12 protein-coding genes and 2 pseudogenes are annotated in these 12,291 nt (G+C 46.5%); 13 read left to right on the top strand and 1 reads right to left on the bottom strand.

From position 1 onward, the window contains the following. The first annotated feature begins 267 nt into the window (after nucleotides 1-267). From LRY47_RS04400 to xthA, 12 genes and pseudogenes are all read left to right on the top strand, one after another. Nucleotides 268-2,664: a flagellin gene (locus LRY47_RS04400; RefSeq protein WP_295222937.1), complete on the top strand. Its 2,397-nt coding sequence runs from the start codon at nucleotides 268-270 to the stop codon at nucleotides 2,662-2,664. 42 nt (nucleotides 2,665-2,706) lie between these two features. Further along, nucleotides 2,707-2,880: a hypothetical protein gene (locus tag LRY47_RS04405; RefSeq protein WP_295222939.1), complete on the top strand. Its 174-nt coding sequence runs from the start codon at nucleotides 2,707-2,709 to the stop codon at nucleotides 2,878-2,880. Nucleotides 2,881-3,010: 130 nt separating this feature from the next. Then, the gene (pseB, locus tag LRY47_RS04410) at nucleotides 3,011-4,003 is read left to right on the top strand and encodes a UDP-N-acetylglucosamine 4,6-dehydratase (inverting) (protein WP_295222941.1); all 993 of its coding nucleotides are present in this window, start codon (nucleotides 3,011-3,013) and stop codon (nucleotides 4,001-4,003) included. Nucleotide 4,004: 1 nt separating this feature from the next. Beyond that, a complete protein-coding gene (gene pseC / locus LRY47_RS04415; protein ID WP_295222943.1) occupies nucleotides 4,005-5,168 on the top strand; it encodes a UDP-4-amino-4,6-dideoxy-N-acetyl-beta-L-altrosamine transaminase in 1,164 nt (387 codons plus the stop codon). Beyond that, the gene (pseF, locus tag LRY47_RS04420) at nucleotides 5,161-5,868 is read left to right on the top strand and encodes a pseudaminic acid cytidylyltransferase (protein ID WP_295222944.1); all 708 of its coding nucleotides are present in this window, start codon (nucleotides 5,161-5,163) and stop codon (nucleotides 5,866-5,868) included. Before pseC ends, pseF begins: the two co-directional genes overlap by 8 nt. Beyond that, nucleotides 5,861-6,625, top strand: coding sequence for a UDP-2,4-diacetamido-2,4,6-trideoxy-beta-L-altropyranose hydrolase (pseG, locus tag LRY47_RS04425; protein WP_295222946.1), 765 nt, complete (start codon nucleotides 5,861-5,863; stop codon nucleotides 6,623-6,625). The genes pseF and pseG overlap by 8 nt, the downstream gene beginning before the upstream one ends. Next, the gene (locus tag LRY47_RS04430; protein ID WP_295222948.1) at nucleotides 6,600-6,749 is read left to right on the top strand and encodes a hypothetical protein; all 150 of its coding nucleotides are present in this window, start codon (nucleotides 6,600-6,602) and stop codon (nucleotides 6,747-6,749) included. Before pseG ends, LRY47_RS04430 begins: the two co-directional genes overlap by 26 nt. Beyond that, entirely contained in the window at nucleotides 6,746-7,408 is a 663-nt protein-coding gene (locus LRY47_RS04435) for an SDR family NAD(P)-dependent oxidoreductase (protein WP_295222950.1), read from the top strand. The genes LRY47_RS04430 and LRY47_RS04435 overlap by 4 nt, the downstream gene beginning before the upstream one ends. Continuing rightward, nucleotides 7,405-8,085: a metallophosphoesterase family protein gene (locus LRY47_RS04440; RefSeq protein WP_295222952.1), complete on the top strand. Its 681-nt coding sequence runs from the start codon at nucleotides 7,405-7,407 to the stop codon at nucleotides 8,083-8,085. The genes LRY47_RS04435 and LRY47_RS04440 overlap by 4 nt, the downstream gene beginning before the upstream one ends. Then, nucleotides 8,078-9,010, top strand: a complete 933-nt coding sequence (locus tag LRY47_RS04445) for an ATP-grasp domain-containing protein (RefSeq protein ID WP_295222954.1) — start codon at nucleotides 8,078-8,080, stop codon at nucleotides 9,008-9,010. Before LRY47_RS04440 ends, LRY47_RS04445 begins: the two co-directional genes overlap by 8 nt. 3 nt (nucleotides 9,011-9,013) lie before the next feature. Further along, nucleotides 9,014-10,049, top strand: a pseudogene (pseI, locus tag LRY47_RS04450) (pseudaminic acid synthase). After that, nucleotides 10,046-10,844: pseudogene (gene xthA, locus LRY47_RS04465) on the top strand (exodeoxyribonuclease III). The pseudogenes pseI and xthA overlap by 4 nt, the downstream one beginning before the upstream one ends. A gap of 1 nt (nucleotide 10,845) precedes the next feature. On the opposite strand, the gene LRY47_RS04470 reads toward xthA, so the two are convergent. Further along, entirely contained in the window at nucleotides 10,846-11,814 is a 969-nt protein-coding gene (locus LRY47_RS04470) for a hypothetical protein (protein ID WP_295222961.1), read from the bottom strand. A gap of 128 nt (nucleotides 11,815-11,942) precedes the next feature. Between LRY47_RS04470 and LRY47_RS04475 the strand changes: the two genes are divergently transcribed. Next, nucleotides 11,943-12,185 (top strand): hypothetical protein, encoded by a 243-nt coding sequence (locus LRY47_RS04475; protein WP_295222963.1) that lies wholly within the window; start codon nucleotides 11,943-11,945, stop codon nucleotides 12,183-12,185. Nucleotides 12,186-12,291 lie beyond the last annotated feature (106 nt).

Raw genomic sequence — 12,291 nt, forward strand, 5'->3', positions numbered from 1 at the left:
GTAAAATCTCCCCCTTAATCCCCCGTTTTTTTAAGGGGGAGATTAAGAGAATATAGAAAATATTTTTGATGCCTGAAGCCTTTCCTTTGTCCGGGAAGGCTTTTTTTTATCTATTTTTTTGATTTTTTTTATCCTTATGTTTCAATGGGTTATAAATTAGTTTAAATTTATTTTTATTTTCCCCCTAAAGAACTAATCAAAAGGTGTCGATGAGAAAAATGCGCAAGGATGCGCATGACCTCTATTGAAACAATCAAGGAGGATAGAATGGCACTTACAGTCTATCAAAACATCATGTCTTTGAACTCGCAAAGACACTTGAGCGGAAGCCAGACAGCGCTGGCATCATCAATTGAAAAACTCTCATCGGGTCTCCGTATTAACCACGCAGCAGACGACGCATCAGGTCTTGCAATATCTGAGAAATTAAGAGGTCAAATTACCGGCCTTCAACGTGCATCTATGAACGCACAGGACGGTATCTCAATGTTGCAGACGGCTGAAGGCGCACTGGAAGAAGTAAGCTCCATGCTCCAAAGGATGCGTGAGCTCGCAGTGCAGGCGTCCAACGGCGTGTACACTTCAAACGACCGTATTGAAATTCAGAAAGAGGTTGAACAGCTTAAAGACGAGATCGACAGAATCTCCACTGCTACTGAGTTCAACACCAAAAAACTTCTGAATGGCGACGGAACAGCTCTCTGGTCTGCAAGCTCCAGCGACATCGAAGCAATCATCAGAGATGAGGTTGACGAAGGTAACTACAAGATCAACCTTGAAACCAAAGCAGGCACAAACCAGATATTCAAAACAGACATCATGACGCTGAACGATGATTCAATCGCTTCAGAGATCGTTGATGGAACAAACGATACCAATATCGCATCTGTAACAGACGCAAACCAGCTTGCTTCCACAGGAACAAGCTATTACACAGTTACAGTGGGCGACATTGACGCGGCAACAACTACAAGTGCATCTGTTACTCTGACAGGTTCCTACATGCAGACAGGTTCTTCATACTCTATTACGTCTGCAGGTTCCGATGCTGCATCAGATGCCACATCTTCCGGCTACATCGAAGTTATGTTCGATGATAACGTCAGTGCAGGCGGTACATACAAAGCACAGATCAGATATATCAACGCCCTTACCGGAACAACTTCCGACTGGGAAGAGATAAACATCAGCGCCACAGGTTCTGTTGTAACTATCACAGCATCCAACACAACAGCACTTAAAGACTCCGCAGGCGGTACGCTCGCTTTCAACCTTACTCTTGACCTTGGTGTCAGCGGTAAAATTCAGGATGGCGACAAGGTTCTTCTGAGCTTCTCAGGCGAACACACTGCACCCGCAGGCAGCGTTGCCACATCCGGCGGCGGTACTATAACAGTATCCGGCGGACCCGCAAACCAGACAGGTCCTACACTTAAGTTCCTCAGCCCCAACTCGCTGACAGAAGCGAACAACGGCGATAACTTTGTGGATACAAACGGCGTGACTGTTTACTATGCAAGCATCAACTCTGAAACAGGAAACATAGACCTTGGAAACATGACAGTTAACTTCAAGGAAGACAGTAACGACGGATCACCCACCCCCACAGGGTTTACGACAGTCGGAGATCTGCAGCTGAAAGTCAACGGAGCAGGTGAAGCCGCAGCCACAACCACCAAGCTCAAAGATATTTCAGTGTTCACGGATTCCGACGGAAACAACCTGTTCGACAATAAACAGGAACTGACTGTCTGGGGTAACGGTACATCCGCAACAATCTATCTTGAAGCGGACGACACCATTTCCGACTTTGAACAGAAACTTACAGACGCAATCGTTAACGGTCTGGGCATGGGTTCAGACAACAACAACGTTAACAGCCACCTTGTGGACTATGTTTCTCTGGCAAACCCCAACGGCGGTATTCAGGCTGTTGAAGGTACTTTCATCATCCAGACCGCCCTTACAGGCGAACAGGGACAGCTTGCCTTCTCCGGTGACGAAGACCTTATAAACGGTCTCAGCCTTAACCAGATTCAGGCAGCTACCAACAACACCACAAAAGTGACAGTGTACGATGCGCACACAGGTGAACTTAAAGGAACAGATGAAACCGGAAACGACAGAGTTTACGGCATCATCGGCGGTGTTGAGATAGTTCTTGATTCAAGAGCAGGCGTTGATGAAACATGGGACAACACCAAAGATCAGGTTGTTTTCTCAACAAACGCAGCTGCAGCGAAAGAGGACTTTTTCCTGCACATAGTGGATAACTCCACAGACCTTCAGATCGGTGCAAACGCAGGGCAGACGCTTGCAGTGAGCATCCCTCAGCTCGACGTGACAGGTCTCGGTCTCGACAACATCACTATGGTTTCGCAGGACCTTGCACAGGCTGCGATACCGGATATTGATGCCGCCATCGCACAGGTGGTAAGCGTAAGAGCGACTATCGGTGCACAGGTCAACAGACTTGAACACACCATCGCAAACCTTGACACAGCTGAAGAGAACATGACAGCTGCTGAATCAAGAATACGCGACCTCGATATGGCGGAAGAGATGTCTACATTTACAAGGTACCAGATGCTGGCACAGGCAGGCGTTTCAATGCTTGCACAGGCCAACCAGATACCTCAGATGGCAATGCAGCTTCTTCAGTAAGCTTAAATGCCTTATAAAATGTAGTTTTTGGAGGAAAATACTATGGCTGCAATGACTGTACAGAAAAAAGACAATAATAACAATAAATCGCAGATGGAACAACTGAACGATATGCTCAAAGAGATGTTCCAGACTAATTTCTACGGTTCCGTTGAAGTGAAATTCGAGGCGGGAAGGGTAACCATCATCCGCAAAACGGAATCCGTTAAGCTCTGACAGAATCAGAGAAGAGTTACGGAGGGGGCGGTCATGGCAGTGACCGCCCCCTTACTGTTTCAAGGCGAAGGACAATTCAATTGTATATTCGTTTCCCATGGGATACTATTGAAGGGACAAGGAGTACAAAATGTTTAACGGAAAGAACATCCTTATCACCGGAGGCACCGGAAGCTTCGGAAAGAAATTCATAGAGATACTTCTTAAAAAATTCCAGCCCAACAGGGTTATCGTATACAGCCGTGACGAACTGAAACAGTTTGAAATGTCCATGGTCTTCAACCAGCCTTGCATGAGATATTTCATAGGCGACGTGCGCGACGGAGAAAGACTTAAGGAAGCCATGCAGGGTGTTGACTACGTTATCCATGCGGCGGCTCTGAAACAGGTTCCCGCAGCGGAATACAACCCCATGGAATGTATAAAGACAAACATCCACGGCGCAGAGAACGTCATTCAGGCGGCTCTTTACAACCATGTGGACAAGATAATAGCTCTATCAACCGATAAGGCGGCAAACCCCGTAAATCTGTACGGCGCAACAAAACTCGCGTCCGACAAACTTTTCATAGCGGCAAACAACATAGTGGGAAAACGCAGAAGCCGTTTTTCCGTTGTGCGATACGGAAACGTTATCGGAAGCCGCGGCTCCGTTGTTCCTGTTTTTCAGAAGATGATAAACGACGGAATTAAGGAACTGCCCATCACCGATGCAAAGATGACGAGATTCCTCATCACTCTGGCACAGGGTGTGGGTTTCGTTATTAAAAATTTTGAAAGAATGCAGGGGGGCGAGATATTCATACCGAAGATACCGTCAATGTATATGACCGATCTCGCAAAGGCGATGGCGCCGGAGCTGCCGCATAAGATAATCGGCATCCGCCCCGGAGAAAAACTTCACGAGACAATGTGTCCGGCGGATGATTCCCACCTTACATACGAATTTCACGACCATTACGTCATAAGCCCCACCATACAGTTTGCGTTTCAGGTGGATTTCTCCAGAAATCTGCTGGGCGAGGACGGCAAAAAAGTTGAGCAGGGCTTTGAATACAGTTCGGATAAGAACGCCGAATGGCTCTCCCACGAGCAGTTCAGGGAGCTTTTGAAAGAGGTATAGAATGACGTTTATACCATACGGCAGACAGAACATCGGTGAGGACGATATTGAAGCTGTTGCGGATGTTCTGCGGTCGGATTATCTCACCACGGGACCGAAAGTAGCAGAGTTTGAAGGGGCGCTTTGCGGCGTAACAGACGCAAAATATACTGTTGCCGTGAGCAACGGAACTGCTGCACTGCACCTTGCATCCCTCGCTCTTATTTCTGAAAAAGACAGAGTGCTCACCACGCCTAACTCGTTTGCGGCGACATCAAATTCAATCCTTTACGCAGGTGGCGAACCAGTCTTCTGCGACATCACATCGGACGGCAACATCAATCTCGACCTCTGCGAAGGGATGATAAAAAAAGACAGAAGCATCAAAGCTATATACGCCGTCCATTTTTCAGGGAACCCGCTTGATCAGAAAAAACTTCAGTACATCAGAGATACTTACAATATAAAAATACTTGAGGACTGCGCACATTCCATCGGTGCAGAGGACAGCGGAATAAAGGCGGGAAGCTGTGCAAATTCGGATTGCTCAATTCTGTCGTTCCATCCCGTAAAGCACCTGACGACGGGGGAGGGCGGCGCTGTCACCACCAATTCAAAAGAGATATACGACAAGGTTTTAAGGCTCAGAACACACGGTATAGTCCGCGAAAGTTTTGTAAACGACGAGATGGCATATGATGCCAAAGGCAATAAAAACCATTGGTATTACGAGATGCAGGAGCTTGGATACAACTACAGGATAACGGATATTCAGTGCGCACTGGGTATTTCACAGCTCAAAAAGCTCGGCGCTTTTGTGCAGAGACGCAAGGAACTGGCACAGAGATACGACAGCGCTTTTGAAGACACGGCGGTGAAACCGCTTTACACCTTTGACGGACGTTCGTCATATCACCTTTATGTTGCGCGTACTGATTTCAGAAAATGTCCGCTGACCCGTGCGGAATTTTTTATAAAAATGCGTGAATGCGGGATAGGTTTACAGCTTCATTACATTCCGATAAATAAACAGCCGTATTACAAAGCACTTGGGTATGGTGAAGAGTATACGCCCGTCATGGACGCATATTATGACGAATGTTTCTCGCTGCCGATGTATCCCGCTCTGACAGACGAACAGCAGAATATGGTCATCGCTTGCGTTAAGGAGCTTATCAATGGATAGGACACTGGCTGTGATACCCGCAAGGGGCGGAAGCAAGCGGATTCCCCGCAAGAACATCAAGGATTTCCGCGGAAAACCGCTGATAGCCTATTCCATTCAGGCGGCGCTTGACTGCGGACTTTTTACAAGGGTAATCGTTTCGACTGACGACGAAGAGATTGCCTCCGTCGCCCGTCGGTACGGAGCGGAAGTACCTTTTGTGCGTCCGGAAGAGCTTGCGGACGATTTTGCTTCCACTGCATCAGTCATTGACCACGCCGTTGAGTTCTTTGAAAAACAGAGCGAATATTATGATTTCGTCTGCACCATCTATGCCACTGCTCCCTTTATTCGGGGCGAATACATCAGAAAAGGTTATGAACTGCTGAAAGACAGCGATGCGGTGAACGCGTTCTCATGCGCGACCATGCCGTTTCCTATACAGCGAACCTTCCGCATAGACGGGCAGGGCAGGGCGGAGATGTTCTTTCCTGAGTGTTTTTTTTCACGCAGTCAGGATCTTGAAGAGGCTTATCAGGATGCCGGACAGTTCTACTGGACATGCAGGAGCAGGCAGAAACAGCATAAGGATGCCGTTATGTTCAGCAATGTGAGTATCCCTGTGGTCATTCCGCGCTATCTTGTGCAGGACATCGACACACCGGAGGACTGGAAACGGGCGGAGCTTATGTTCGATGCCATACTGAGAGCCGATGACTGAGGTTATAATAAGGGCGGATTCATCGTCCGAAATAGGCACCGGGCATATAATGCGTGACCTTGTGCTGGCAAAAGAGTTTGAAAGCGTTCTGTTTGCGGTGCGCGATCTTCGCGGCAGCATAAACCACAGGATAACCGCCGCAGGATATCCTTTTGAAGTTCTGTCCGGCGACAGCGCGGAGGAACTTGCACGGCTTATAGAAAAACACGGCTCAAAGACCCTCGTGATAGATCATTACGGGATAGACTTTGGATTTGAAAAGCGTATTAAAGAGCTTACGGGCATAAAGATTTTTTGTCTGGATGATACTTATGAAAAGCATCACTGCGACGTGCTTCTGAACCATAACGTATATGCAGATGCGAAGCTCTATAAGGGTTTGGTGCCTGATAGATGCGAGATCAGATGTGGCGCTGAATATACCCTTCTGCGTGACGAGTTTATCATTGAAAAAGCAAAAGGGCGTAGACCTGACAGAAACAGCCTGTTTATCGCAATGGGCGGCGCTGATACGGCACAGTTGAACGAAAAAATACTCGATGTGCTTGACGCTTTTTCGCTTACTGCACATGTGGTGACGACATCCGCAAATGCAGGACTTGAGAACCTCAAAAAGTGTGCGGAAAAAGGCAACGTATTTTTACACATAAATGCTGATAACATAGCTGAAATAATGAATTCATGCGGTTTGCATAGTTACGCCCAGCGTGACTATGAACGAGGTGTTTTATATGGGCATCCCGTTCATAGCTGTTAAAACTGCGGACAATCAGCGGTTCATGGCTGAATATCTCCACAGAAACGGCTTTTGCGTGTTTGACAGCTTTGACGCGGACAAAATGAAAGACAGCATTTCAATGATGCTTAAGGATATTGGATGAAAGAGAGGCTTGTCGTCATCACAGGAACCACCGCAGGACTTGGCAAAGGGCTTTTCGATGCGCTGAAAGATTCTTGCGATATCATCACGGTCAACAGGCGTATGCCCGAAGACAGAGCGCACATTAATATATGCGCAGACCTTAGTGATGTTGAGACTGTGAAAAGATGCGGACTGGAAAAGATGCTGTCCGTGCGCACAGGATACGGCAGCTATGTGTTTATAAACAACGCATTTACCATGGGCAGCCTGACGGATGCCTGCGAACTGGATGCTGATGATGTGGTCGATTCCGTAAACGTAAACGTCACTTCCGCCATACTGCTTTTGAACGGCTTTGTTCGGTCGGTGCGCGGCAAGGCACAGGACGTTCGTGTTGTGAATATCACATCAGGCGCGGCGCGGCGCAGTCTGCACGGCTGGAGCCTTTACTGCACGGCGAAAGCGGCAATGGAGATGTATGTCAACTGCCTTGGTAACGACTGCTCCGATATAAAATGTTTCAATATCGACCCAGGTGTGGTGGATACGGATATGCAGGCGAAGATAAGGGACTTTAAAGACGGGCGCGAACATGATGTCTTTGACAGTCTGGCGCGTGAAGGCAGGCTGAAAACACCTGATCAGGCGGCTGAAATGATAATCAGAGAGTGCCTGTGATACTGGCTGTCTTTTCCGACATACACGGCAACGTCCATTCACTTGAACGGGCGCTGAAACTGATGGAGGCATATCGACCACATATGTACGTTTTCCTTGGGGATATGGCGGGGTATTACTACTTCCAGAACGAGTGCGTAACTCTTCTGAACGGGCTTGACGGGCTTGTTTCAGTTAAGGGAAACCATGACGATAACTTTCTGAAAAACATAGATAAACCTGATGTTTTAAACGCTTTCGGCGAAAGATACGGTACGTCATACAGCCTGCTGGCTGAAAACATTACAGACGAGTGTCTGAGCTTTATGAAAAATATGCGCGAAAGCGTGATAAGAGCTGATTTTGAGGCTTTTCACGGTTCACCGCGCGGCATAGACGAATATATTTATAAAGAGACGGACATTGATTTCAATGTATCAGTGCCGTATCTGTTCACAGGGCATACTCATCATCCGCTTGTCAGAGCAGGTGACGGGTTCACGCTTATAAATCCAGGATCCGTCGGGCAGCCGAGAGACCACAATAAAGGTTCTTTCGCTGTGGTGGACACAACCGCCAAAAAGCACGAGCATGTGCGCTACGAATATGACAGAGCGCCGCTATTTTCCATGATAGAGAAGCTGAACGACCATAAATATCTGGCGGAGGTTCTGATGCGGGAGGAAAAAAATGTATAATATTCTTGTCACATCCGCCGGAGGCGATATCGGCGGAAACATAATCAATATACTGCTCAAAAGCCGCGCTGACGGAGTTAAGGTGTTTGCGGCGGATATAAAGGAGCATATCTTCTGCGAAAATTCGGCGGACGGTTTTTTTACGGTTCCGCGCACGGATGCCGAAGCCTACGGCGATGCTATTGTAGACATCGCGGCAAAATATTCCATAGATATGATAATTCCATCATCCGAAGTAGATATAATGTGGTTTGCCGCCAATAGAGGCAGGTTTTCGCAGAAAATCCTCATCAATGGCGACAAGATACTCGATACTTTTTTCGATAAACTGAAAACAGCAGCAACACTTAATGAATTGAGCATAAAGACCCCTGATACAAGACCCTTAAAAGATTATTCTGGTGACCTTGGATTTCCCACCATCATAAAGACCAGACGTTCCATTCATGGTAAAGGTTTTTTCATAGTGAACAGCAAACCTGAGCTTGAGGCTGTCACTGGACGCATCAACACGGAAAAATATATTATCCAGAAATACATAGGCAATGCTGACAAAGAATACACCACTGCGGTGTTCGGCGGCGGTGCGATTACTTTCAGAAGAAAGCTGACAGGTGGAATGACATCCTATGCAGAGATAGAAAAAATCGAAGAACTGGAACGATATGCAACTGTCCTGACAGAAAGATTCTGTATAACTGGCAGTATCAATATCCAGACAAGAGAGGCGGACGGAGTGTTTTATGTGTTTGAGATAAATCCCAGAATTTCAAGCACCGTCTTAATCCGCGACCATTTCAACTTCTGCGACCTGCGGCTCTGGGTAAACTCTGCGGCAGAAAGGACGATATGCAGTATACCCACGGAAAGTGTGCCGGAAAAAGGCACAGCGGTGTTGGGGTTCGTATATAACTTCTTCGGGTAGAACATGAAAATAGGAAAATTCGATCTTGATTCTGGACACGTTTTTATCATTGCGGAGCTGAGCGCAAACCACAACGGGAGCCTTCAGACCGCCCTTGACAGCATAGACGCGGCGAAAGAAGCGGGTGCCGATTCCGTAAAAATACAGACCTACACCGCTGACACCCTCACGCTGAACTGCGACCGTGAGGATTTCGTTATAAAAGGCGGAACCCTCTGGGACGACAGAACCCTTTACAGCCTGTATCAGGAGGCTTATACACCGTGGGAGTGGCATGCAGAACTGTTTGAACATGCCCGCAAAATCGGCATAGAAATATTTTCTTCGCCTTTCGATAAAACAGCCGTTGATCTTCTTGAACAGCTTGATACACCTGCTTACAAGATAGCATCATACGAAATAACCGACCATGCACTGATAAAATATGCCGCATCCAAAGGGCGCCCTATGATAATTTCAACCGGAATAGCAGGATACAGCGATATTGAAGACGCCGTAAGCGTCTGCCGGACTGTCGGCAACAACGATATCGTTCTTTTGCAGTGTACCAGCGCATATCCTGCGCCTCTTGAGGATGCTAACCTGCGCACAATACCCGATATGGCGGAGCGGTTTGGCGTTTGTACAGGATTTTCCGATCATACAATGGGCATAACGGCACCTATAGCGGCAGTTGCCTTGGGGGCAAAAGTCATTGAAAAGCACTTCATTCTGGACAGGAGCGCGGGCGGTCCTGATGCCGATTTTTCGTTGAACAGGCAGGAATTTGCAGATATGGTAAAGGCTGTGCGCGATACGGAAAAACTGCTCGGTTGCGGATTATTCCATGACCGATAAAAAGATGAAGAACAGACGGTTCGCAAGAAGTCTGTATATAGCCAAAGATATCAAAAAGGGCGAGATGTTTACGGAAGAGAATATCCGAAGCGTACGCCCCGGCTTCGGAGCGCATCCGAAATATCTGGAAAAGATTTTGGGTACAAAGGCGGAAAAAGACTACAGATTCGGCGACAGATTTGAAACTGAGGAGATAAAGTGAAGATAATTTCTTTTAATGTAAATAGTATACGGACAAGACTTCATCAGATTCAGAAGCTAATAGACAGACATTCCCCTGATATAATAGGTTTACAGGAAACCAAGGTTCAGGATCACGAATTTCCCGTAGCTGAGATAAACGGTATGGGGTACCACGTTGAGTTCACAGGGCAGAAGACACATTACGGTGTCGCTGTGATGTCGAAAAAAAGCTCCCCTGCGTGTCCAGAAGAACTTTCCGACCGATGATGATGATGCTCAGAAACGCATGATCATGTGTGCATACGATGATTTTGTCTTTATAAACGGTTATTTTCCACAGGGAGAAAGCAGAGATCATGCGGTAAAATTTCCTGCTAAAGCAAAGTTTTATGCTGATATGTCAAACTACCTGAATAGCTGTTGCGGGCAAGATGCTGATGTTATTCTGGTGGGTGATATGAATGTTGCTCCGACTGACTTTGACATAGGCATTGGCGAGCAGAATGCGAAGAGATGGCTTAAAGAGGGCAAGACAAGCTTTCTGCCGGAAGAGCGCGAATGGTTTGAAACCATGTGCGGATGCGGTCTGAAAGATGTTTACAGAAGTCTGTACCCCGAAAGTAAGGAGTTTTTCAGCTGGTTTGATTACCGCAGTAAAGGGTTTGAAGCCGAGCCGAAACGCGGACTGCGGATAGATCATATCCTTGCCACAGAGAAACTTGCGGCAAAATGTGTGAGCGCCGGAATAGATTATGAGGTCAGGGGTATGGAAAGACCCTCTGACCACGCGCCTGTGTGGGCGGAATTTAAATAGCCTATTTCCTCTTCTGGTAAAGTTTAGAATAGATAAAATACAGAGGAAGTACAACATCCGTTGCAATAAACAGCCCTATCCAGAGCATCATGAAACTGACTACTATCTTGCGCAGGTGGTCTGTATTTTCCATATCAGTGATAAGGTGCGCCCAATGGGGTTTCACCTCTCTGTAAGGTGCGAAAGTATATACGAATTCAGGCTTAAGAGGCGTTATTGCCTCTTTTTTTAATATGCCGAAAATATTGTTTCCCATCAGAACATAAACAGATGAAAACGCTGCTCTGTCGCTGAAATACGGATGACTTTCGGAAGGTTTTCCGGCGTAGCAGTGGTTGTTTCCGCCGACACATTCAAGCCTGACCTGCCTGTTTTTGCTTATCCTGTCCGCCATGTTTGTGAAGGAGAGCGGACGGGAGCTGTCGTCAAACGGGATAACTGCATAATAAGGATCGGTAAAAAACCACTTTTTGCCGTCGAATATTTCCACGCCGTAGTGTTTGCTGTTTTTTACAATGCGTGTTTCCAATCCGGTGTATCCGGCAATAACGGAGAATACCTCTGCGAAATCCTCGGAACACCCTTTGCGGTGTTCAGTGAGTTTTATCTTTTCAATTATATCTTTGCCGTTCAGACAGGTTCCGTCGCCAGAGTTTCCCATCAGCTTTATGATAAGTCCCGCTCTTTCAACGGGCGGAATATTTGAGATTCCGGTCAGATATCGTCTTTGGATGTTTGTTTCTGTGAATATCCGGTTATATCCTTCGTTTTTGTCGGCTTCCGTGTCTCTTTTAAAAGAATTTCCCAGAAGTTCGGGAGAAAAAGTCATATAACCGGCCGAAACTTTCTTTGAATAGAATACATCTTCAAAAACGGCGATGATGCCGTCGGATCTCATTGCATAGACAAGTATTAGAGCCAGAATTATATTCAGCATGAAAAGAGATGTGATAAATTTTTCTGTTTTCATATTTTCTCCGTATCTGGCGGATAGTATAAAACACTCCGATTGTTTTTACAATTAAGTGTGATGAGTTGTCATATCTTTTTTTCTTCTATATGCATGAAAAAAATGTCCAAACGTGGTATAAGTTCTGTATGAGACAACCTTTAAATCCTGACTTGGCACAAATTCTTAAAAAACTGGTTCAAACAGGCGAAGACTGGCTTGTTAAGCGCATTATGTCATATCTGAAAGAACAGGGTTATGACGTTTATCTGCCGGATAACGAAAAGTGGCTTGTTAATGCACTTCGCCAGCTCAATACCCCTGTGGTCGATACTCCGATTGCATATTTCTGCATACCGGAACTGCATCCCTATAGTGGACCGACGAATTAAGACAGTCTGAGTAGATTTCTAAGTGTTTTTTGACTTAAAATACTAAGAGAAATCGGAGGTCCGCATGAGTAAGAAGAGACGACAGTTTTCTGCCGAACAGAAGACT

The organism is Seleniivibrio sp. (genome assembly GCF_021209385.1).
In the GTDB taxonomy this organism is placed as follows: domain Bacteria; phylum Chrysiogenota; class Deferribacteres; order Deferribacterales; family Geovibrionaceae; genus Seleniivibrio.